This window comes from Paenibacillus sp. 481 (genome assembly GCF_021223605.1).
GTDB lineage: Bacteria > Bacillota > Bacilli > Paenibacillales > Paenibacillaceae > Paenibacillus_B.
Genome location: NZ_CP075175.1, coordinates 90,816 through 115,302, shown reverse-complemented (window position 1 = coordinate 115,302; position 24,487 = coordinate 90,816). Strand labels below are relative to the sequence as shown.

The 24,487-nt window shown below is 49.4% G+C and carries 17 protein-coding genes; 16 read left to right on the top strand and 1 reads right to left on the bottom strand.

The features are described from left to right. Window positions 1-10: 10 nt before the first annotated feature. From KIK04_RS00330 to hutG, 10 genes are all read left to right on the top strand, one after another. Complete coding sequence (locus KIK04_RS00330; RefSeq protein ID WP_232276377.1) at window positions 11-1,858, top strand: HEAT repeat domain-containing protein; 1,848 nt, start codon at window positions 11-13, stop codon at window positions 1,856-1,858. Window positions 1,859-2,054: 196 nt separating this feature from the next. Next, the gene (locus KIK04_RS00325; RefSeq protein ID WP_232276376.1) at window positions 2,055-3,158 is read left to right on the top strand and encodes an AAA family ATPase; all 1,104 of its coding nucleotides are present in this window, start codon (window positions 2,055-2,057) and stop codon (window positions 3,156-3,158) included. After that, the gene (locus tag KIK04_RS00320) at window positions 3,155-5,578 is read left to right on the top strand and encodes a DUF5682 family protein (RefSeq protein WP_232276375.1); all 2,424 of its coding nucleotides are present in this window, start codon (window positions 3,155-3,157) and stop codon (window positions 5,576-5,578) included. Before KIK04_RS00325 ends, KIK04_RS00320 begins: the two co-directional genes overlap by 4 nt. Window positions 5,579-5,580: 2 nt before the next feature. Further along, window positions 5,581-6,804, top strand: a complete 1,224-nt coding sequence (locus tag KIK04_RS00315) for a VWA domain-containing protein (RefSeq protein WP_232276374.1) — start codon at window positions 5,581-5,583, stop codon at window positions 6,802-6,804. A 194-nt stretch (window positions 6,805-6,998) separates the two neighbouring features. Then, a complete protein-coding gene (locus KIK04_RS00310; RefSeq protein ID WP_232276373.1) occupies window positions 6,999-8,072 on the top strand; it encodes an undecaprenyldiphospho-muramoylpentapeptide beta-N-acetylglucosaminyltransferase in 1,074 nt (357 codons plus the stop codon). Window positions 8,073-8,201: 129 nt separating this feature from the next. After that, window positions 8,202-8,789 carry a GNAT family N-acetyltransferase gene (locus KIK04_RS00305; RefSeq protein WP_232276372.1) on the top strand — a complete coding sequence of 196 codons (588 nt, stop codon included), beginning with the start codon at window positions 8,202-8,204 and terminating at the stop codon, window positions 8,787-8,789. A 231-nt stretch (window positions 8,790-9,020) separates the two neighbouring features. After that, on the top strand, window positions 9,021-10,577 hold the full coding sequence (gene hutH, locus KIK04_RS00300; RefSeq protein WP_442951202.1) for a histidine ammonia-lyase: 1,557 nt from the start codon (window positions 9,021-9,023) through the stop codon (window positions 10,575-10,577). A gap of 151 nt (window positions 10,578-10,728) precedes the next feature. Next, window positions 10,729-12,417 carry a urocanate hydratase gene (hutU, locus tag KIK04_RS00295; protein WP_232276370.1) on the top strand — a complete coding sequence of 563 codons (1,689 nt, stop codon included), beginning with the start codon at window positions 10,729-10,731 and terminating at the stop codon, window positions 12,415-12,417. 608 nt (window positions 12,418-13,025) lie between these two features. Continuing rightward, window positions 13,026-14,339: an imidazolonepropionase gene (hutI, locus tag KIK04_RS00290; protein ID WP_232276369.1), complete on the top strand. Its 1,314-nt coding sequence runs from the start codon at window positions 13,026-13,028 to the stop codon at window positions 14,337-14,339. Beyond that, window positions 14,336-15,325, top strand: coding sequence for a formimidoylglutamase (gene hutG / locus KIK04_RS00285; RefSeq protein ID WP_232276368.1), 990 nt, complete (start codon window positions 14,336-14,338; stop codon window positions 15,323-15,325). The genes hutI and hutG overlap by 4 nt, the downstream gene beginning before the upstream one ends. 99 nt (window positions 15,326-15,424) lie before the next feature. Here the strand turns inward: hutG and ablB are convergent, their stop codons facing one another. Further along, a complete protein-coding gene (gene ablB / locus KIK04_RS00280; protein ID WP_232276367.1) occupies window positions 15,425-16,306 on the bottom strand; it encodes a putative beta-lysine N-acetyltransferase in 882 nt (293 codons plus the stop codon). Between the two features lie 356 nt (window positions 16,307-16,662). Between ablB and KIK04_RS00275 the strand changes: the two genes are divergently transcribed. From KIK04_RS00275 to KIK04_RS00250, 6 genes are all read left to right on the top strand, one after another. Continuing rightward, the gene (locus KIK04_RS00275) at window positions 16,663-18,021 is read left to right on the top strand and encodes an aspartate aminotransferase family protein (protein WP_232278890.1); all 1,359 of its coding nucleotides are present in this window, start codon (window positions 16,663-16,665) and stop codon (window positions 18,019-18,021) included. A 280-nt stretch (window positions 18,022-18,301) separates the two neighbouring features. Beyond that, entirely contained in the window at window positions 18,302-19,012 is a 711-nt protein-coding gene (locus KIK04_RS00270; RefSeq protein ID WP_269670983.1) for a CoA transferase subunit A, read from the top strand. A gap of 227 nt (window positions 19,013-19,239) precedes the next feature. Then, window positions 19,240-19,878: a 3-oxoacid CoA-transferase subunit B gene (locus tag KIK04_RS00265; RefSeq protein WP_269671041.1), complete on the top strand. Its 639-nt coding sequence runs from the start codon at window positions 19,240-19,242 to the stop codon at window positions 19,876-19,878. Window positions 19,879-20,008: 130 nt separating this feature from the next. Next, window positions 20,009-21,313, top strand: a complete 1,305-nt coding sequence (locus tag KIK04_RS00260; protein WP_442951201.1) for a peptidase — start codon at window positions 20,009-20,011, stop codon at window positions 21,311-21,313. Then, entirely contained in the window at window positions 21,300-22,664 is a 1,365-nt protein-coding gene (gene gabT, locus KIK04_RS00255; protein WP_232276365.1) for a 4-aminobutyrate--2-oxoglutarate transaminase, read from the top strand. The genes KIK04_RS00260 and gabT overlap by 14 nt, the downstream gene beginning before the upstream one ends. A gap of 219 nt (window positions 22,665-22,883) precedes the next feature. Beyond that, window positions 22,884-24,308, top strand: coding sequence for an aldehyde dehydrogenase family protein (locus tag KIK04_RS00250; RefSeq protein ID WP_232276364.1), 1,425 nt, complete (start codon window positions 22,884-22,886; stop codon window positions 24,306-24,308). The last annotated feature ends 179 nt before the right edge of the window (window positions 24,309-24,487 follow it).

The window sequence follows — 24,487 nt, the reverse complement described above, 5'->3', positions numbered from 1 at the left end:
AGGAACGGCGATGAGTACAGCATTACTTCAAGAGCTTAATCAAGAAGTTAGACGGCTTTACATAGCAGGCAGTGATCTTGCTGTTGGAGATTTTCGCTTGAAGCGTCTATTGCCGCAATTCCAGCAACTAGGTGAACGAGCGCCTATATTTAAACGGCTTGGCGAAGGCATTGCTGAACTTATAGAGCCAACAGATCCCTCAGCACACTCCGCACAACAGTTGCAGGAGCTTGGCTTGCTGCTTGGATCCGTGCTCTATACGCAAGGGAAAACGACACCAGACGGTGAACTATTGCCGATTCAGACTCGGCCAACATCTTTATCGACCAAAGCATCATATCGTCGATTAGCAGCCGTTGAGGAAGCGTTAACGACGACAGGTAGTGGCCGTTACGAAATTGTGAAAGAAGCGTTTAAAGACGGATTGTTTCAAGATTTACGTTTGTTACAACTGGCTATCGGGGCTGTTAACGATCCGTACGTGGAAATTGCGGATTTTGCGATGAATGAGCTGTTGCCTTCCTATGGTCCAGCAATTGTTCCTTTGTTAATCGAACAATTCGACCCTGCTGGTGGCAAAGCAGACACCAGAAAGTTGCGTGTCATCGGTCAGGTTGGCGGAGCGGAAGTGCTAGATCTCGTTTTCCAAGTATCCGAAACAGGTGCAGATGATGTTCGCGTAACCGCAATCGGTTTGCTAGCTGGCTATGAGCAATATGAAGCGGCATTAATAGATTTATCAAAAGATAAGAAGAAGCCGATTCGTGAAGCTGCTTATTTAGCTCTGGCCAAGAGTGAGTCTGCGGTTGTACTGGAGCGTTTATATGAGGCCTTTTTCAGTAAAGATATGGAGCTTGCAGCAGAAGCAATAGATCGGTGCTCATCCAGCGAGCTTAAGGAAAGACTCGTTCGTGACTTTAGTCGTGATCTCATGACCGTTACAGCAGAGTTGAAAGAAGATAAAAAGCGAGCAGAAAAAAGTTGGGAGCGCGTTTATTGTTATTTGGAAGCGTTGGGAGACACGCGTACAAACTACCTAGCAAGTTGGAGTAGTAGTCAAGTTGAGGCGTTGGATGAAGTATACATGTACGTGTTGAAGAACTATGTGCTGTTTATGTCTTTAGGCTGGGGACGTCTCATCGATAGGGCGGCATCATTTTTAGAAGAGATTGATTCAGAGGCTGTATTGGCATTGCTTGACGATTTGGAACAACAGAATGCTATCTATGTAGCTCATGCATTCCGTGCTTCTTTCCGTCAATTAGAACCCGCGCAATTGTACGATAAGTATGCGAACTACTTGCGCATGAAAATTACGAAAGCAAGCAGCGAGCGGAAAAAGCAATTGTTGTCGACGATTGAGCATTTCGTGATGAAACGTCAATATAAATCGTATCCGACGCTGTGGAACAATTCCAGTGAGTCGAGTATGTCACTTCTTACGATGCAATTGATAGCGACGGAACAGCTTGCCGAGCAGTGGGATCAGCGCTGGCTAAGCTTGTTTATTGAACAAAAGGAGCTTGGGCTTGTGAGCGCCTTCGCAAGACCGGATCATGTAGTCGCCGAGGAGTTACTTTTGCACGCCTTGCAAAATAACCGAGTATTCCGCAATGATACTGCAGAATTGCTGTTCCAAGGGTTAGAACGATTAGCATGTAGCGCGGAAACTCGTCGGGAAGCACTAATGACTGCACTTGAAGATAAACAAAATAAGAATTGCTATGCATTTGATGGCTATGTGCTGGAGCAGCTCTATCAGCTTCCTGCGACATATCGTGATCGTGTGGAGGCGGTATTACCGCAGTACAACTATACAGCTGGAGAGCAGCTTCGCTATGTCCTGCGCAACATGTAAGACAATGAGACTGGCTTGAAATGAACGTTCTGAAAGACCTGAAAGACCTGAAAGACCTGAAAGACCTGAAAGACCTGAAAGATCTGAAAGATCTGAAAGATCTGAAAGATCGGAACAAATTGAACGAACTATACAATTTCAATAACCTAAACAACTTTATTAACCTGATCAATCTATTGAAAAAGGGGATACGTATATGGCAGCGAAGGAAGAACAATTGCAAGATTTAATGCGTCAACCAGCGGAGCTACTCTATCAAGATGAACTCGAAGCACTGCGCAAGGCCGATAAAGGGAAAATTCCAGCAGGCTGGCAAATGTCTCCGCAGGCCGTGCTTACTTTTATTACGGGTGGTAAAGCGGGCAAAACCGTCATCACTCCTAAGTATATCGGCAACAAGCGATTGGTCGAAATGGCGATCGCAACCTTAGTGACCGATCGGGCACTTTTATTAATTGGTGAGCCGGGAACAGCCAAATCATGGTTGTCTGAAAATTTAACAGCAGCGATATACGGGAACTCTGGACTCGTCGTGCAAGGGACAGCCGGAACGAGCGAAGAACATGTTCGTTACTCTTGGAACTATGCGATGTTGCTTGCTAACGGGCCAACACCAGAAGCGCTTGTGCGAAGTCCGATTATGCGGGCGATGGAAGCAGGCGGGATTGCACGGTTCGAGGAAATATCCCGCTGTGCTTCGGAAGTTCAGGATGCGTTGATCTCCATTTTGTCCGAGAAGACGATTTCGGTTCCTGAGCTAGGAAAAGAATCGAGCGCGCGCAAAGGATTTTCGATTATTGCGACGGCTAATACGCGGGATCGTGGTGTTAATGAAATGTCGGCAGCTTTAAAACGCCGCTTTAACATTATTGTGCTGTCAACCCCTTCGGATATGGAGACTGAGGTTGAGATTGTGAAAAAGCGTGTGCGTGAAATTGCGTCGTCCTACGACTTGCAAGCTGCTGTACCAACAGATGAAGCGCTGCTTAAAGTCGTTACCATTTTCCGTGAGCTGCGCAGCGGTATGACCCTAGATAAGAAAGAAAAAGTAAAATCACCTGCGGGCGTTATTTCCACTGCGGAAGCGATTTCGTTGCTGACGAACAGCATGGCGTTAGCGGCAAGTTTCGGTAGCGGTGAGCTTACGGATGAAGATTTGGCGGCAGGATTGCAAGGGGCCATCGTTAAAGATGATGTGAAAGATAAGCTCATCTGGAAAGAATACTTGGACAATGTGATGAAAAAGCGCGGGGCAGAGTGGCGTGGTTTGTATACGGCATGTAGGGAGATGAACGAGTGAGCGTGACGGCAGAAGCAGCTGTTCATATTTTTGGTGTACGGCATCTTTCACCTGGTGGTGCGAAGCATTTGTTGGATTTTTTAAATCAAATTCGACCTACGGCTGTGCTCATTGAAGGGCCTTCTGACGCCACGCCGGAAATTCGTCATCTTACGAACGAGGTGACGAAGCCGCCAATCGCGATCTTAGCTTTTACCGATCATTTGCCTGTTCGCACCGTCCTGTGGCCGTTTGCAGCTTATTCACCTGAATATCAAGCGATGAAATGGGCCGCACAAAATGGGGCGTTGGCCGCATTTATTGATTTGCCCTCTTCAGCGACGATTGCCTTGCAGGATGTGCGTGCCGCAAGCGGCGATGAAAGGGAAGCGGGCGATCAATTCGAAGCCGAGTCCGATTCCGAAGCCGAATCTATATCCAAATCTACATCCAAATCAAAGACCAAGTCAGAACAACACGACTCACATCCTTTGGCACAATCAGCAGAGGAGGAAAGCTATAAACAGCAGTCCATTTATGCGCGTATTGCCGAGATCGCTGGTGAGCACGATTATGACATGTACTGGGAGCGAAACTACGAGCACAATTTAAATGTTGGCGCTTATCAAGAGGCGATTATCGCTTTCTCCTCACAGATGCGTGAGCTTTCGGAGGAGAAGGAGCAGCAGCATGATCGTGCCGAATACGCCTATAATCTAGTGAGGGAAGCTTATATGCGGCGGCGTATTCAAGAAACGATCCGTTCGGGTCATGACCCTAATAAAATCGTGGTCGTATGTGGGGCGTACCATGCATCTGCACTCGCAGATCTTACAGATGCGATGACCGATAAGGAGCTAGAAGGTTTGCCTTCTCGCAGTACAAAGCTTACCTTAATGCCTTATTCCTATTTTAAATTGTCATCGATGTCTGGTTATGGCGCTGGCAATATGGCTCCCAATTATTTTGAAATGATGTGGGAGCGTATGATCACGGATACGCTGGATGATTTGCCGGAGCATTATTTATCTGCTGTAGCTAGATTGCTGCGCGATACGGGTACCCATCGCTCCACTGCTGAAGTCATTGAAGCGGTGCGGCTAGCAGAATCGCTTGCCGCCTTGCACGGCGGCAGTGCGCCAACGCTGCGTGATTTGCGCGATGCAGCGCAAACGTTGCTTGGCCGTGGCGACCTGTCTGTTGTAGCCGATGCGCTTGCGCGTATCGACGTAGGAACAGCTATAGGCTCGCTCGCGGAAGGCGTTAGCCAGACGCCGATTCAGGACGATTTGAATCGGCTGTTGAAGCAATTGAAGCTTCAGTCATACAAGACGACCGTGGCGACGGACGTATCGCTAGATCTTCGCGAAAATCGCCGCGTGGCATCTGAAGAAGCAGCCTTTCTCGATCTGAACCGATCGAAATTATTCCATCGGCTAAAGCTGCTTGGGATTTCATTTGCGACGCTGCGTCCAAGCGGACAAGAGCGGGCATCATGGGCTGAACATTGGGTACTTCAATGGTCACCAGAAGTGGAAATCCAGGTCGTCGAATCGACGCTGCTGGGCGAGACCGTTCACATTGCAGCTGCGTATGTGCTGCAACAGAAGCTCGATGGATGCAGCTCGATTGCCGAAGCTTCCGCATTTATACGCGTTGCTTGTGAGTGCGGAATGATGACGCAAATGGAAGCTGCACGTCAAACCTTGCAACGGCTTGCTGTTGATAGCCGTGACGTTGTGCAGATTGCAGCGGCAACGCGCGAGCTATCGATCATCATTAGCTACGGCGATATTAGACGAATTGACACGGCTCCGTTAGTGCCGTTGTTAGAGCAGTTATTTATGCGAGCCTGTCTATTCCTGCTCGATGCAAGCAACTGCAATGATGAAGCATCGAACGGCATGATCACGGCGATGAATGAGCTGAACAGTGTAGCCCTCGATCATCATGAGCAGGTGGATGAATCGTTATGGCTCCAAGAGTTGCTGCATCTAGCGGAGCGAGATGACCGAAATCCGCGTCTTTCCGGCTTTGCCTGTGCTATCTTGCTGGAGCGTAACGCGATTACGGCACAGCAATGCACCGAAGAAGTATCTAGACGTCTATCACCGGGTATTCCTGCTGACCTCGGTGCAGGCTGGTTCGAAGGTCTTGCGCTGCGTAATCGCTATGCCCTGCTCTCGCGGATGAGCCTATGGGAGCAGTTGAACCAATATATCGTATCGTTGGAAGATGAAGAGTTTACACGTGCGCTCGTATTTTTGCGGCGCGCATTCAGTTCATTTTCCGCACGAGAGAAGACGATGATTGCCGAATTGCTCGGTGAATTATGGGGTGTGAACACGGAACAGGCGGCTGAGGTATTGACAGGCGACTTGAAGGAGGACGAAGTGAAGATGATTGACGAGTTGAACGATTTTGACTTTGAGGACTTTTAGCGATGCCGACACCTACATCTGTTGAACCCAATATCGTGTCGCGTTGGCGGCTTATTCTTGGTCAAGCGGCTGAGCAGCAGCTAGCTACTTGCAATACGAGTGGCCAGATCGATTTGACAGAAGAACAGCGCATTATGGATCAGGCACTTGCAGCTATTTACGATGATACAACCGAGGGAGCGGAAGCCAGTAGCAACCCTTCTTCTGGAAATAGAAGAGGGGCTGGTCAAGGGAGCTCGGCACCTCGTCTTTCGAAATGGTTGGGAGATGTACGGACCTTTTTCCCAGATGATGTTGTCTCGATTATTCAAAACGATGCGATGGAACGAAAAGGCTGGAAGCAGCTACTGTTTGAACCAGAAGTCTTGGCAAAAGTGAAGCCGGATATCCAGCTCGTCGGAACACTGTTGTCCTTAAAAGGAAAAATTCCGGAGAAGACAAAGGACACTGCTCGCTTGCTTGTGCAGGCAGTCGTTGACGACCTCGTGAAACTGCTGGAGAACGACATTCGCCGTGCTGTAACAGGCGCCTTGAATCGCAGGCAGCACTCGCCACTTCCGTCCGTAAGCGGCATCGATTGGAAGCGAACGATTCAGCGTAATTTAAAGCATTACGATAAAGAACGGCGACAAATTGTGCCGGAAAAATTCTACTTCTTTGATCGCGCACAGCGCAGTAAGGAATGGACCGTCATTGTGGACATTGATCAGAGCGGGTCGATGGCGGATTCCGTCATATGGGCGTCGGTCATCGGTTCCATTTTTGCGAGTATCCCCTCACTAGATACACGTGTCGTGGTGTTTGATACAGAAGTGGTGGACTTGACTGAGCAATGTGCGAATGATCCGGTTGATATGTTGTTCGGTATTCAGTTAGGCGGGGGCACAGATATTAACAAGTCGGTCGCCTACTGCGAGCAGTTCATCGAGGAACCGAAGAAAACGTTGTTTATTATCATTTCCGATCTGTATGAGGGCGGCAATCAAGCAGCATTGATTCGCCGAATGCGCGAACTGCGGGAAGCGGGGGTCAGAACGATGTGCTTGCTGGCGTTGTCTGACCAAGGACAACCATTTTACGACGAGCGGGTTGCAAAGCTACTATCCCGCGACGGGACTCCTTGCTTTGCCTGCACACCTGCCTTACTTCCGATGTTAGTTGAAGGGGCATTAAAAGGCTTGGATCTATCTGAATTGGCAAAGCGGATCGAATCGAAACAAGTCTAGTGTTGCTGGTTAAAACGAATATAATCGAATACGCTGCTTGAAAAGGAATGGACAGCTCATCATTGCTCTACAAGAGTGGACGAGGGCTGTCCTATTTTTACAGGTGAAGAAGGGTTTTTCATCTGAAATGTGGAACTTGTTTAAACAGCGGATTGAAAGTCAGTACCGTTTGTAAATCGCCCAGAGGTGCATCTATGACGAAGCGAATATTGTTTACCGGAGGGGGATCGGCGGGTCATGTTACGGTAAACCTAGCTCTAATCCCCCTATTTTTAGCTGCGGGTTGGGAAGTTACATATATCGGTTCTAGAAATGGCATAGAATCGCAATTAATCGAACAAATTCCAGCTGTTAAATACGTTGGCATCTCGACAGGGAAGCTGCGTAGATATGTCGATATGGAAAATGTAAAAGACCCTTTTCGTATAGTAAAAGGGGTGTTTGAAGCTTATCGTGCCATTAAAAAAGTAAAGCCGCATGTTGTGTTCTCAAAAGGCGGTTTCGTATCGGTGCCTGTTGTGCTTGGTGCTTGGCTAAATCGAGTTCCAATTGTCATTCATGAGTCCGATCTGACGCCAGGGCTAGCCAACAAGATTTGTGCCCCTTTTGCAACGACTATTTGTACCACATTTCCTGAAACCTCAGCCTATTTGAATCGCCAAAAGGCCCTTCACGTAGGGGCAATTGTACGTGAGCAGCTGCGAGAAGGTAGTGCAGCCACAGGTTTAGCGCTATGTGGATTTCACACGGGCAAGCCTGTCCTCCTATTTATGGGCGGAAGCCTTGGCTCACAGCGTATAAATGCGATGTTACGCACCAATTTGTTGCGACTCGTCAATCATTTTCAAATCGTACATATTTGTGGGAAAAATCAATTAGACCAAACGATAAACCATCCTAACTATAAGCAGTTTGAATATGTTAATCAAGAGCTACCACATGTGCTAGCCATGGCGGATTTCGTCATTTCGCGAGCAGGCTCGAATACGATATTTGAATGCTTAGCGCTTCGGAAGCCGATGCTGCTCATTCCGTTGTCTAAGCAAGCGAGCAGAGGCGATCAAATTTTGAATGCCCAATCCTTTCAGGAGGCAGGCTTTTGCGAGGTGCTGTTAGAGGAAGAGATGAATGATACGACCTTTGTGCAAGCGATTCAACATCTAGTATCCCGACAAGCTGAAATTCAGGATGCGATGAAAAATAGTCAAGCTGATGCTGCCGTTAATCGCGTTGTTGCGTTAATTGAGCAAACTACTGCCCATAGGTAAACCTAACATTCGTAGGTTGGCGAAGTTACTAGGTGAGAAATCATGGTCACAATAAATAAATAGCATGCTTGAAGTTGTGGCGGATTGTATCTCGACAAACGAATGTAAGGACTCAGGAGGTCGAAATGGATGTTCGGACAAATCGGAAGTCGTCATATCGTGTTAGAAAATAGTCGTGTTAAGCTCGTCCCTTTCTCGGGCAAGTATACGAGCGGTTTAAAAAGCATCATTTTTGATGAGGACATTACAGACGCGGTACATTGTACGACAGAGCAGCATTTTCACGATTACATCCGTCAAACGATGCATAGCAAAAGAGAGCAGAACAACTATCCGTTTGTCATTATAGATAAGCAGACCAGTGAGGTAGCAGGCGCGACGAATTTTCTTCATATCTCACCGCAGCATAAACGACTCGAAATCGGTTCGACATGGCTTGGACGACCGTTTCGGGGGACGGGCTTGAATCTTGCGGTGAAGTTCGAATTGCTTAAATATGTATTTGAAACGATGCAGTTCAGTAGCGTACAATTTCGAACAGCTGTCGATAATGTGCGAGCACAGCGAGCGCTTGAAAAATGTGGGGCCATACGTGATGGTGTACAGTGCAGCACTGAGCTTGATCATGTGGGAGAAGGCAAGAACGACGTGCATTACAGCATGGTTGAATCACAGTGGAAAGATGTTAAACAGACTGTTTTTGCAGCTTATTTATAAATAAAAAGCTGCTTGACAATCAAGTTGCTCCTATGTGACAATGGGAAAAAGTGACATCAATATTTCGTGGAAAGGGCGTGCGTTTAATGAAGAGGTATAGCCGTATATGTGTGCATCGACATAATCGCATAGAGCCCGTTTTTAAAGGGACTGTATGGAAGTGAACAACTTCCGTACAGTCCCTTTGTTTTGCTAAAGCAGGAAAGGAGCAGACAAATGGTCGTAAATAAAATGATTCGCTCAACGGTTGCGGGTTCGCTTCGTCCGGTTGTGTTGGATGGAGCAACAATTACGTTGGAGCAAGTAGGTTCAGTTGCTTTGCATAGTGCTCCAGTTGTTATCAGTGCGGAAGCGATGCGCGAGGTACATCGCTGTCGTCATATGGTTGAGCAATTAGTTGAGGCTGGGGAAATTGTATATGGTGTCACAACAGGATTCGGAAAATTCAGTGACGTTTCTATTTCGCCTGCTGATGCAGCGCTGCTGCAAGTTAATTTGATACGTAGCCATGCTTGTGCGGTAGGAGCGCCTTTGCCGATTCCTGTCGTGCGCGCCTTAATGATGCTGCGCGCAAATGCACTTGCCAAAGGACACTCCGGTATTCGACCGGAGACCGTTCAATTACTCGTCAATTGCTTGAACCGAGGCGTGCATCCGGTCGTTCCGGAGCAAGGTTCACTAGGTGCAAGTGGAGATCTGGCGCCATTGTCCCATCTGGCGCTCGTCCTTATGGGCGAAGGCGAGGCATTTTACAACGGGGAGCGAATGTCCGGTGAGGAGGCGTTGATTCGGGCGGGGTTAGAGCCGATTCAACTGCAAGCGAAGGAAGGCTTGGCGCTCATTAACGGGACGCAAGTGATGACAGCGGTAGGAGCGCTTACTCTTATTAAAGCGCAACGACTCGGTAAGATAGCTGATGTTATTGCGGCTATGACCGTGGAATGCTTGCACGGTATTACGGAAGCGTATGCAGAACAGCTGCATCGTGTGCGCCCTTACCCTGAGCAAATCGGGGTAGCACAAAATATGCGCACGCTGCTGCACGGCAGCCACTTAACGACGAAGCAAGGCGAAATTCGCGTGCAGGACGCTTATTCGTTGCGCTGCCTGCCGCAAGTACACGGCGCGGTCCGACAGACGGTGGCCTATGCACAGGATAAGATAGCGATCGAAATGAATGCGGCAACAGATAATCCGCTCTTATTTGTCGAGGAGGATCTGGTGCTATCTGGCGGTAATTTTCATGGTGAACCGATTGCCTTTGCCATGGATTTGTTGAAAATCGGTATGAGTGAACTCGCGAACATTGCGGAACGACGGACAGAACGCTTGGTGAATCCCGCGCTGTCTGAGGGATTACCTGCCTTTTTGAGCCGACAGCAGGGTATGGCATCAGGGATGATGATTCCCCAATATGTGAGCGCTTCCCTCGTGTCAGAAAATAAAGTGCTGTCTCATCCGGCCAGTGTTGATTCTATTCCATCTTCCGCTAATCAGGAAGATCATGTGTCGATGGGCACGACGTCAGCGCGTCATGCCGCTCAAGTCGTAAATAACACAGCAAAAGTTCTGGCTATTGAGCTGATTTGCGCCGCAGAAGCGGCAGAGTTCCGCGGCCCTGCTGATCTGGCTCCTGCAACGAAGGTACTGTACGATAAGGTGCGTGAAGTGGTCGCCCCATTATTGCAGGACCGCTCCATTAGCAGCGAAATTGAAGCTGTGGCGAAGGAATTATGTGAGGGCGTCTGGTTAAGCGCAGTCGAGAATGTCAGCGGAGAATTGTATTAATCCATATTTTAAAAGATAGTTTCTAAATTTGTACACGGTGTCCTATTTCAGTTCATGTCTATTGTTAATTCGTTCGGCTTCCGTAATTATTCTAGTTCGAGTAAGTGTATCGTTAGGTTCCCTAATTTGATGTATAAGTGGAGGAATGGCCATGCATTCGACAAGTCCAATCAATAACCAGCATCAGCCACGCACAATTCGTGCAGCACGAGGAAATGAACTTTCTTGCAAAGGGTGGGTACAAGAAGCTGCTTTGCGTATGCTGATGAATAATTTGGATCCCGATGTTGCTGAACGACCTGAGGAGCTCGTTGTATACGGAGGCATTGGCAAGGCAGCACGCAACTGGGCGTCGTATGACGCAATTGTTCGAGAGCTGCAACGATTGGAGAGCGATGAGACCTTGCTTATTCAATCAGGTAAGCCAGTTGGTGTGTTTAAGACGCATGATCGGGCGCCACGTGTGCTATTGTCTAATTCGGTACTTGTGCCTAACTGGGCGAACTGGGAGCATTTTCGCGAGTTGGAGCAGAAGGGATTAATGATGTACGGGCAAATGACTGCGGGCAGCTGGATATATATCGGTACGCAAGGCATTTTGCAAGGAACGTATGAAACGTTTGCGGAGGCAGCGCGTCAGCATACGGGTGGAACATTGCGTGGAACGCTAACACTTACAGCAGGACTAGGCGGTATGGGAGGCGCGCAAACGCTGGCTGTAACGATGAACGAAGGGGTCGTTATCGCAGTCGAGGTAGACCGTACTCGAATTGAGCGTCGCATTCAGACGAGATACTGTGATGTGCTAGCTGAAACATTGGATGAGGCGCTTGCTATTGCAGAACAAGCTGTAGCTGATGGGAAAGCGCTTTCTATTGGGTTGCTCGGCAATGCGGCTGTCATTTATCAGGAAATCGTGCGTCGCGGGATCAAGCCTGACTTTGTTACCGATCAAACGTCAGCACATGACCCGTTAAATGGCTACATTCCAGTCGGCTACAGCTTAGATGAAGCAGCAGCGTTACGAGCTAATGAACCTGCACAATATATCCAGCTCGCAAAGGAGAGCATGGCAATTCATGTGCAAGCTATGCTTGATTTGCAGCAGCTAGGTGCCGTCGTTTTTGACTATGGCAATAACATTCGCCAAGTGGCGTTTGATCAAGGTGTAAAAGAAGCATTTGCGTTCCCAGGTTTCGTACCTGCGTACATTCGCCCTTTGTTTTGCGAAGGCAAAGGTCCGTTCCGTTGGGCTGCTCTTTCCGGCGATCCCGAGGATATTCGTAAGACGGATGAAATGCTACTGCGCTTATTCCCTGACAATGATCATTTGCATCGTTGGATTACGATGGCGCAAGAGCGCGTTGCCTTTCAAGGATTGCCGGCTCGTATTTGCTGGCTTGGCTATGGCGAGCGCGCAGCCTTCGGCGCAGCCATCAATGATATGGTCAAACGCGGCGAACTGAGTGCGCCGATCGTCATTGGGCGCGACCATCTAGATTGCGGCTCAGTTGCTTCGCCGAATCGGGAAACGGAGAGCATGAAAGATGGTTCCGACGCAGTGGGTGATTGGGCCATTCTGAATGCGCTAGTTAACACCTCGGCTGGAGCGTCTTGGGTGTCCGTACATCATGGCGGCGGTGTTGGAATGGGCTATTCATTACATGCAGGAATGGTTGTCGTGGCAGATGGAACAGACGAAGCGGCGGAGCGATTGCAAGCGGTATTAACGAGCGATCCAGGAATGGGTGTTATTCGACATGTAGACGCTGGGTACGATGAGGCAGTGGATACGGCAGAAAAGCATGGAATTCGGATTCCTATGCGTGAGGAGTTATAAGGTACAGTATGAGCACAACACATGAACATGAGCGCACGAACGTATGGGCGTGAACGAATGAATACGAATGCACGAGCATGAACGTATGAGCATAACGCATAAACACGAATGCACGAGCATGAACGTATGAGCATAGTACATGAACACGAATGTACGAGCATGAACGTATAGGCATAACACATGAGCAAGAATACTCGAACGCATGAACATAACACATAAATATGTAGTCCTACACGCACAAAAATAAATACATGCCATGAGCCTCCTGCTACTTGTACAATGTCTCCCCATCATGGAATAGGTGGCTTCGATGTCTTTTAAATAGGAGACACCTTTTTCAGAGGGAGATATATGAAGTGAGACGGAAGTGAATGTTACATCACAGTCAACGACCCGTATATAGATGTTATTCAAAAAACTAACACCATATATAGTGTATGCCACATTGGAATTCGATTGATTCTGCTCCAGCCTGATATACCCTTGTTGTCCACCTTTGTATAGACATTTATGCATAATGTCCACTTAGGAAGAACGTTCATTCACTTTTATCGATTAATTTCAGTTCATAAATCCCAAAACAGCACGGTAAGGAGGGGCAAACGAGAATGGAATTCGCAAAAGGAAAAATCGATCTGTTGCTCACCGGCATTGGCACATTAGTCACACCTGTAGGTATACATCCGCGCCGCGGGGAAAAGATGAAACAATTACATACCATTAACGGTGCGGCGATCGCAATTCGTGACGGCTACATTGTGGACTTCGGTCAAGAACAAGAACTACTGCATCGGCTTCAACATGCCGAAATTACGAATACCGTTGATGTAGGTGGGCGCTTAGTGACGCCCGGTCTCGTCGATCCGCATACGCATCTTGTCCATGCCGGATCGCGCGAGCATGAGCTGGCGCTCAAGCGAGCGGGCGTGCCGTATTTGGACATATTGGCGCAAGGTGGCGGCATTTTAAGTACGGTGAAAGCGACGCGAGCGGCGACTGAACAGGAGCTATATGCTAAAGCTCGGCGCAGCCTTAACGAAATGCTGCTGCAAGGTGTGACGACTGTAGAGGCGAAGAGCGGCTACGGCTTGACAGTAGAAGATGAGCTGAAGCAACTTCGTGTGGCGAAGCAGTTGGATGACACGCATCCGATTGATCTCGTGTCGACATTTATGGGAGCGCACGCCGTTCCTGTTGAATACAAGGAACGTACAGATGCATTTGTAGAGCTGATTATTAGCGAAATGTTACCACGGGTAGCGGCGGAGCAACTGGCGCAGTTTTGCGATGTATTTTGTGAGCAAGGGGTATTTTCGATTGAACAATCGCGTCGTATCTTGTTGGCAGGCAAGCAACTTGGATTAAGGCCTAAAGTGCATGCCGATGAAATCGTCCCACTCGGCGGTGCGGAGTTGGCTGGAGATGTTGGCGCCATTTCTGCCGAACATTTGCTGGCGGCATCTGACGAGGGGCTAGCACGGATGGCAGCTGGAAACGTTATTCCTGTGCTGCTGCCAGGTACCTCGTTTAATCTAGGGGTCAAGCAGCATGCGCGGGCTCGCGATATGATCGATCGTTATAACTTGCCCGTAGCGCTTGCTACAGACTATAACCCGGGATCGTGTCCGACTGAATCGATTCAACTTATAATTATGCTTGCTTCGTTACATCTAAAAATGACGCCGGAAGAAATATTGACCGCCTGTACGTTGAATGCCGCGTGTGCCCTTGGACGCGGAGGCGATATCGGCTCCGTTGAAGTCGGGAAGCGTGCCGATCTGGCTGTATTTGATGCGCCAAGCATATCGTACTTGCCTTATCATTTCGGCATTAATCATACGTTCGGCGTCATTAAAAATGGTGTCCAAGTCGTATGGAACCGTGAAATCATGACAGAGCAACATGGGGTAGGTGTACGATGATGCAATCGAATCGAACCGACGAAATTCCTTATTTGCATTCGCCTGAGCAAGCGATGTTTCGTGATCAGCTCGAAATGAAGGTTGCGCACTGGCTTCGTCCGTGGGACAGAACCGAACAACTGTTGGCGGGTGTGATTGGTGTTCCGCTGTCCAAGCCGTCTATTTCACATTCAGGAGCATCCACGACTCCGGCAGCTGTGCGCGCAGCCTTTCGGTCATTTACAACGTACAGCATGGAGTACGAGGTGGATTTACAAACGATGCCTGTTCGTGACCTCGGCGATATTCAAATGCACGTTACAGATTTGGCAGAATGTCATCGCCGGATCGAAGCAGGACTATATGGGCTATTGCAAGCTCAGCCGCAGCTCGTTCCTATTATTTTCGGTGGGGATCATTCGACCACCTTTCCGTCAGTGAAGGCATTTGCGCAAAGCCGTCCTGGTCAAAAAATAGGTATCATCCACTTTGATGCCCACCATGACGTGCGCAACTTTGAAGACGGAGGCGTCACGAATGGGACGCCGTTCCGCAGTTTATTGGAATCCGGCCTGATCGAAGGCCGGCATATTGTCCAAATCGGCATTCGCGGCTTTATGAATGCGAAGCCGTATCATGAGTATGTAAAAAGCAAGGGCGTACACGTCTACAGCTCACGTGACGTGCGCCGGCTCGGTATCGAAGCGGTACTCGATCAAGCGCTTGAATGGACAGCTGAAGCGGATGTGCTGTACGTAAGCTTCGATGTAGATGTCATCGATCAAGCCTATGCGCCAGGCTGTCCAGCGATTGGAACAGGCGGCTTACAACCGTGGGATGCATTGGATGCTTTGTATCGACTAGGTCAATTGGAGCGAGTACAGGCGATTGATTTTGTATGTATCGATCCGACCGTTGACGTTCGAAATGTGACTTCGCGGTTGGCCGTGCAATTCATGCTCAGCTTTTTAAGTGGCATGGCACATCGCGAAGAACAAGCTAAATAAATGGGTTAGGGTATCCACTGGCGTACTTAACAATCTTGTTGTTAAGCGGAGCGGATACCCATTCCCGTCTTTGTCGAACGCGAACATATTATAATGTCCTCATTCGGAACCTTCCTCAGCTGTCACACGCGACAGCTGTTTTACCCACAAATTCATATCTTCAAATTTGTCATAAATATTGCAATTTTTCGTCATCCGCCCGTTGTACCGATAACCTAGTTGGGCAAACACCGCATTCATCCCAAAGGAAAGCGCTCTCGCTAGGGCGTACACGCAAAATATGTGCCGCTGCTGCAAATCGTGTTCCAACGCTTGCATAAGCAACTGCATCAATCCGTGTTTGCGCATGCGCGGCAGTGTCGCGCAATCCCCCATTTCTGCATTTTGATACTTGCCATTGATGGCCGCCGATGCAGCACTGACAAGTTCTCCTGCTTGCTCCACTACGTAAAAAATCGTGTCCTCTGCTATTATTTTTCGAATATAAGCCGGATCGTTCATCGGAGTTGGATACGTCAAAAAAACCGAACGGTATAACGCTGCGAGTTGGGAAGCATCTGCGAACGTGGCCGCACGCAGAGTTACATGGCTCGGCAGATCAAGGCGCTCTTTTTTTGCCGGAATCGCTAGAACTTCGTTTAAAATGTGATCCTCCTCCAACCAATAATCGCTCGTATGACGCACAAGATCGAAATATTTAGCCATGCTGTACGCATCGCTGCCGCTATAATATTTTTCAAATACGCCTTCTAGCATAAATCCTTGTGACAAAAAATACGGCCAATCCTGCTGGCGCGCTTTAATAAACACCTTCGTAAACGCGTTGCCCCGTGTAATTTCGATCATTCGCTGTGCGATCTTTTCCGTATTTCCGGCATAATCGTCGACGCGCAGCCGCTTATTAAAATAATCAAGACAATAATCGAGCTCGTATTCGTTATGATGTTCCTGTTGCTGGCGGTAGTATGGATTCGTTAACAATATTCGCGCCTCCTTTTTACACAACTTACAAAAAACTTCTCCTCTAATGTTAGGAAGCAAGAATGATGCCAAATGCTAGGTGTGAAATGCGGGATAAAAGATGCCGATCGGCAAAGGAGTAAGCAAGTAACTGTGCATATTGCATGTGCAAGAGCAAATCTTTGGGCGGTAACCGTGAGGCAGTGCCAAAAATTTTGCTGCATAATGCTCGGCATGGCGCAGTGGTGTTCCTTTTTAGATATATATGAGGGTCTGTGCTTCATGTTTGATGTTGGCATCATTTTTGCTTTGTTTATTTGGTAGCAGTGGAAAAAGATCAGCAGCTGAATGGGAAACAGGACGGGGAGGCGTCAGCAATGAATGCAAAGGGGCGAGCATGTAGCCATCTCATCAAACCGATACTCGATTACAACTATCCGAGCGTCACGCATGGCAAGGGCATTTATTTGTACGATGCAGAAGGAAAAATGTATGTGGATGGCTGCTCTGGAGCAGTGACGGCCAGCATTGGTCACGGGGTGCAAGATGTCGTGCAGGCGATGCAGGAGCAGGCGGCAAAGGTGTCTTTTGTGTATCGATCACAGTTTACGAGTGAAGCGGCTGAACAATTGGCTCATAAGCTAAGCGATGCAGCACCTGGTGGGGAGTACTGGTCTTTTTTCGTCAACAGCGGCTCGGAAGCGACGGAAACAGCAATGAAAATTGCGATCCAGTATTGGCAGGAAAAAGGGATACAAGGAAAATACAAAATCATTTCCCGGCGGATGAGTTACCACGGCATTACGTTAGGGTCCTTGTCGATGTCGGGGCATGTGCTTAGAAGAAAGCGATTTACGCCATTGCTAGAAGATTTTCCGATAGTGGAGCCGGCCTTTTGCTATCGCTGTCCATTTGAGCAAACTTATCCTGCATGTGACCTCATGTGCGCAGGTGATTTGGAAGCCGCGATTAAGCGGATTGGTGCGGAACATATCGCGGCCTTTATTGCAGAGCCGATTGTGGGTGCCGCTGGTGGGGCGGTTGTGCCGCCAGCAGGCTATTACGAGCGGATTAAGCACATATGCGAGCGCTATAATGTGCTGTTTATTGCTGATGAGGTCATGACGGGAATCGCCCGCACAGGCAAAATGTTCGCCATGGAGCATTGGAAAGTGGAGCCGGACATTATCGCACTCGGCAAAGGGATGAGTGCCGGATATACGCCGATGGCGGCAACACTGGTGAGCGAGCGCGTGATGGAGCCGATTTGGCGCGGCAGTAAAAGTATTATGTCCGGACATACGTATAGCGCTAATCCGCAATCAGCAGCCGTGTCATTGGCTGTACTGAATTACATTGAACAGCATGGGCTGGTCGAGGCGGCCGAAGTGAACGGCCGCTATTTGCTGGAGCGGCTTCAGCAATTGGCACAGCGCTGCGAGCTGATTGGTGACGTCCGCGGTAAAGGGATGCTGCTCGCCTTCGAGGTTGTGGCACATCGGGCGGACAAACGTTCTTTTCCGCCCGAGCGCGGTGTAACATCGCTCATAATCGCCACCGCGATGGAAAAAGGGCTGCTGCTCTATCCAGCAGCAGGTGGCTTGGACGGAACAGGTGACGCGGTCATTATTGCGCCACCGCTCATTATTACGCAGCCTGAAATGGATATGCTGCTCACGCTGCTGGAAGAAACACTGCGGGAAGTAACAGCGGAATTGCTTCGAACTACCGGCTGAAAAGGTGTAGAGTTCACGTCTGATTCTGAATCTGGAACCGGATCGGGGTCTGAGCTCGAGCCTGAGCCCGAATCCGAGTCCGAGTCCGAGTCCGAGTCCGAGTCTCAGGTGCATCGAACGTTTGGCTAAATGGACAGCGATATGCGTGTGAAATCATGGTGGCACGAAGCACTAAGCGGGACCCTTTGTTGGATGCTTAACGGCTTGATTAGCAGCTAGAACTTCAGACGATCAGACGTCGTAAGAGACAAACGGGAGCAGAGGAGTGTGATGGAGGGAAATGGGAGACGGCAAAGTCAGTACGCTTGAAGCGGCGCTGAAGTATATTAACGACGGCTGTGTGCTTATGTTTGGTGGATTTGGAGGAATCGGAACTCCACCCACTCTAGTAGAAGGAATCATGCAAAAGAAAGTCACCGCACTCACGTTAATTGGAAATGACACTGGATTTCCGCAAATCGGGATTGGGAGATTGGTCACGGCGGGCAGAGTTAAAAAGGTTATCGTGTCCCATATCGGTTCCAACCCCGTAGCAGGGCAGAAGATGAACGCGGGGGAAATGGAAGTTGAGTTCTACCCACAAGGGACGCTTGCCGAAAAAATTCGTGCTGGGGGAGTCGGCCTTGGTGGTGTGTTAGTGGATGTAGGTGTAGGCACGTTGTTGGAGCAGGGGAAGCAAATGATAACCGTGGACGATAAGACGTATTTGGTCGAGCCGGCGCTAACGGCAGAGGTTGCAATTGTGCACGCGAAGCAAGCCGATCCGTTCGGCAATGCCGTCTACGATAAGACGGGGCGCAACTTTAATCCGCTCGTTGCGATGGCGGCGAACTTCACAATTGTAGAAGCGGATGAAATTGTTCCGCTCGGGGAACTTGATCCGGAGAGCGTTGTAACTCCGGGGGTATTTGTTGATATGGTCATACCGAGTCGGGGGGTGACGTGGAAATGGGCGTGGGAAAAGGATACGGTACCAACGAAAACGACGTAGTGACGGAGCCGAATGAAGTGGATGGAGCGAACGAAGTGAATGAAGTGAAAGAAGCGAATAAAGCGAATGAAGTGAATGCAGTGAATGTAGTGAATGCAGTGAATGTAGTCAATGAAGGATATGAAGCTAACGAAGCTGACGAAGCGGATAAAATAAGACATCAAGACGCTCTACTCGTTAACGCTAAGCAGCGGTCAGTTGGGCCAACAAGCGGGGAGCAGGCCCGCATTCGGATTGCGAAGCGTGCTGCACAAGAAATGACGAGCGGAATGATCGTCAATCTGGGCATCGGTATCCCGACGCTGGTGGCCGATTATATCCCAGCTCATATGCAGGTCGTATTTCATGCGGAGAACGGCATTTTGGGAATGGGGCCGGCACCGGAAAGAGGGAGAGAAGATCCATTCTTATGCAATGCAGGTGGATTTCCTGTAACCGCTGTCAAGGGGATGTCTTATTGCGATAGCGCGGTTGCGTTTGCGATGATTCGCCGTGGGCGACTTGATATGACGATTCTTGGCGCACTTGAAGTGAGCGCAAAGGGCGATTTGGCCAACTGGATCGTCCCCGGTCACCGTGTCTCGGGAATTGGCGGTGCGATGGAGTTGGCACAAAAGGCCAAAAAAGTCGTGGCCGTCATGAATCATGTTACTCATCAGGGCGAGCCCAAAATTAAACGGCAATGCGCATTGCCGCTCACAGCAGCGACATGTGTCCATGTCATTATTACCGATATGGCTGTCATTGAAGTATGTGCGGAAGGCCTAGTGCTAACAGAGCGGATGGCACCTTACACGATTGAGGATATCATCCGGCTTACAGACGCGGAATTGATTGTTGCAGACCATGTGACTGTAATACCGTAAAGGAGGTGTAGCCAAAATGACTGAGAAATTTCAGGGAGTGAAAACGAGAGTTGCAGCAGGAGAGGCAACAGAGTGTTCAGATGCAGAACATTCGGCAGAGCACACAGCGGAAATAACGAGCGCAGTACTTATCTCTAAGCTTCAATCTGACATCCACGCTTGGTTGCAAGCAAATCGCGATGCAGGTACGGCATTGCTGCAACAACTTGTCAACATGCCGACGCTGCAAGGGAACGAGCGCAACGCACAGCTATTCATGGCCGATAAGATGCGTAACATCGGATTGGAAGTAGATATGTGGGAATTGGATGGAGAAGACGGAGAAGATGGAAAACGGCTAAAGATGCATCCTTATTTTTACTCGCCGCGAGACGATTTTAAAGGCAGCCCTAATGTGGTTGGAGTATGTAGGGGGACGGGCGGCGGGCGTTCTATCATTTTAAATGGGCATGTGGATGTCGTGCCTGAAGGGAACAGGGAGCTGTGGGACGATGATCCGTTCGGTGGCGTAATTAAGGATGGGAAGCTGTTCGGCAGAGGCGCAACAGATATGAAGGGCGGGTCTGTATCGCTGTTATTAGCTGTGCAGGCGTTGCAGGAGCTAGGCGTAAAGCTGCAAGGGGATGTTATCGTACAGAGCGTGGTGGAGGAAGAGAGCGGGGGAGCGGGTACGTTGGCCGCTATTTTGCGGTCGTATAAAGCAGACGCTGCGCTCATTCCTGAGCCGACGAATATGAAGATTTTCCCGAAGCAGCAAGGGTCGATGTGGTTTCGCTTGCACATTAAAGGGCGCTCTGCACACGGAGGCACCCGCTATGAGGGTGTGAGTGCGATTGAACTTGCGATGCCTGTCATCACGCATCTTCAAACGTTGGAACAGGTCCGCAATGCACGAATAACGGACCCATTATACGCAAGTAATCCGATTCCGATACCGATTAATATCGGAACTATCACAGGTGGTAATTGGCCTTCATCTGTGCCTGATACGGTCCAGCTTGAAGGCCGAATGGGCGTTGCTCCAGACGAGTCGCTGGAGCAGGCCAAGCAAGAAATGGCGGATTGGTTAGCGCGATTAGCTGAACAGCATGTATGGTTCCGCGACAATCCCCCAATCCTAGAGTGGTTCGGTGCCAGGTGGGTGCCTGGCAGCGTTGATGCTGACCATGAATTGCTGTCCATTCTTGCCCAGCAATATCGAAATGTCCGGCATGAAGAGCCGGTCATTGAAGCGTCGCCGTGGGGAACGGACGGCGGCTTGTTGACCGTGCTTGCCGAAACGCCATGTATCGTGTTCGGACCTGGGGAAACGAAAGTGGCCCATTATCCGAACGAGTATATGGAACTGGAGCGGATGTTTGAAGCTGCTGAGATCATTGCTTTAACGTTAGTTCAATGGTGTGGAGTGGAGGGATTTACGAATGAGTGTAAATAACACAAATAACACGATTAAATATATATCCCTGAAGACGGCGCTGCCAGGCCCGATGGCGGAGCAGCTTATGCAGCGGCGGAACGAGCATGTGCCGCGGGGCCCTTTTAATACGGTCGCGACATTCGCCGCTAAGGGAGAAGGGGCGTTGCTGACCGATGTGGACGGCAACACCTTTATTGATTTTGCAGGTGCGATCGGAACCTTGAATGTGGGGCACTGCCATCCTATAGTCGTTGAGGCGCTTAAAGACCAATTAGAACGTTACATTCATCCTTGCTTCCACGTTATGATGTATGAACCTTACGTCGCGCTGGCGGAAAAACTGAACGCATGGACACCTGGCAACCATCAGAAGCAAACGTTCTTCCTGAACAGCGGTGCGGAAGCAGTTGAAAATGCGGTTAAATTGGCCCGAAAATATACAGGCCGCAGAGCGATCATTTCTTTCGAGCGTGGCTTTCATGGCAGAACGTATATGGCGATGTCGCTCACAAGCAAGGTCAAGCCGTATAAAGATGGTTTCGGGCCTTTTGTTCCAGACACGTACAAAATGCCGTACCCGTATTATTACCGTGCGCCTGTTAATATGACATCTGATGAGGTTGATGATACGATTTTGGCGCAGTGCGAGCAATTATTTTTGACAGAGGTGCCCGGGGAAGATGTTGCGGCCATCATTATGGAGCCTGTGCAGGGCGAAGGTGGCTTCGTGATGCCGTCTGCACGGTTCGTGCAAGGCATTAAAACGCTTTGTGAGCGGTACGGTATTTTGTTTATTGCCGATGAAGTCCAGACGGGCTTTGGACGAACGGGCAAACATTTTGCAATCGAGCACTATGGGGTTATCCCTGATTTGATTACGATGTCAAAATCGATTGCAGCAGGACTGCCGATCAGCGCGGTCACAGGACGGGCCGAAATTATGGATGCAGCCAATGTTGGCGAAATCGGCGGGACATTCGGTGGTAGCCCGTTAGGTTGTGTGGCGGCGCTCAAAGTGATTGAAATTATCGAGAGCGAGCGGCTGGCTGAGCGGGCACTTCATATCGGGGCGGTGGTCGATGAACGCTTTAGGCGTTTGCAGCAACTTGTGCCGCAAATTGGGGATGTGCGAACGCTTGGAGCGATGAGTGCGATTGAGCTTGTTCAAGATCCTGCAACGAAAGCTCCTGACAAGCAGCTAGCGCAGCGAATTTTGCGCGAGGCGCATAGTCGAGGCGTCATCGTGATGGGGGCAGGACTGTACGGTAATGTGATCCGCTTGCTTAGCCCGCTCGTGATTACAGATGATCAATTGAACGAAGGGCTGGAAGTACTAGAAGGCGCGATTCTGGCTGCTGTCGCACACTAGATGTAATATGGAACACCTTTTATAAAAAAAATAGGCTATTCCCTAATCGTCGTATATCGTGGTATATAGTTTAGGTAGTTAATCGTAGTAAAACGTATCAAGGTGCGTCAAATCTTTTCAAATCTTATAGAATCATAACAAATCGTATCACATTGGATCAAAGCCTACACATACAGATGTACCGCTAGAACTGGTCAAACGGTGCAGGAGGGGGAGAGCATGAAGACGCGGCTATATATAAATGGAAATTGGGTAGAGGCAAAAACGTACCGCCCACTTTATTCTCCGTTTAGTGGGGAACAAATCGCTGAGGTTGCTGTTGCGGATGAAGCGGATGTCAATCAGGCGCTTGCAGCCGCTGAACAAGCAAGGAAGCAACTGGCGCGAATGGCTGCGCACGAGCGGGCTGCGATTTTGCATAAGGTCGCTGTGCTACTGCGGGAACGGAAAGAGGAGTGCGCACGCACGATTGCGCTTGAGGCAGGGAAGCCGATCAGCGCGGCCCGAGCGGAAGTCGAGCGAACAATTATGACGTATACGTTTGCGGCAGAGGAAGCAAGGCGTATTCACGGGGAAATGATTCCACTCGATGCCGCTCCAGGGGGAGAAGGGCGTGTTGCTTACACGCTGAGGCAGCCACTTGGCGTAGTTGCGGCGATCACACCCTTTAACTTCCCGATGAACTTAGTCGCCCACAAGGTTGGGCCGGCCATTGCAGCGGGGAATCCGCTTGTCATAAAGCCGGCTTGGCAAACGCCGCTAAGTACGTTGCTGTTAGGGGAATTGTTTGCGGAGGCAGGTCTGCCAGCTGGTGCTTTAAACATTGTCACGGGCAGCGGAAGTGTCATCGGGGATCGGTTAGTTACGGATCAGCGCGTAAAGGTGGTCACATTTACGGGTAGCCCCGAGGTCGGCATCGCGATTCGCAGCAAGGCTGGATTAAAGCGGGTCACGCTGGAACTAGGATCTAACTCCGCCTTGATTATCGATCAGGATCAAGCGGAACATATCCCCGCCATCGTGCAGCGGGCGGTAGGTGGCGCCTTTGCGTATGCAGGGCAGGTGTGCATTTCGGTGCAGCGCGTGTTTGTGCATGAGCGGTTGTATGAGACGTTTGTCGAACAATTTGTGGCGCGTGCTGCGGAATTGAAAATAGGTGATCCGCTGGACAACGATACGGATGTATCCGCGGTTATCAGCGCTGCTGATGCGGAGCGGTGTATGAGTTGGATCGACGAAGCGGAGCAGCTTGGTGCCACAGTCGCGTTAGGTAAACGCCGTGAAGGGAATCTTGTGTACCCTACCGTGTTGCTGAACGTTGATCCGCAAGCGAAGGTCAGCTGTCAGGAAGTGTTTGGCCCGATCGTAATGATTAATCCTATATCATCTATAGATGAAGCCATTGCTGCCGTCAACGATTCCAAATATGGGCTGCAAGCGGGTCTATATACGAATCAACTTTCTGTGGCGTTTCATGCGGCCGAAGAGTTGGAAGTCGGTGGCGTGATGATCAACGATATCCCGACGTTTCGGGTTGACCATATGCCGTACGGAGGCGTGAAAGAGAGCGGAATGGGACGCGAAGGTATTAAGTATGCGATTGAGGAAATGACCGAAATGAAGCTCGTATGTTTTAAAAAATAAGGCAGCTCATAATCAACCTTGCTGTCTGATGCATACTAAAAAGACAATCACCCTGAACAAGTCGGAATGACGACCTGGGTGATTGTCTTTTTTATTTAGCTATAAAAATGAAATAGAGGCTAGGGTATATCTTTAAAATAAGTAATCAATGCTGTTCTGACCTGCTCCGTCAATTCTCC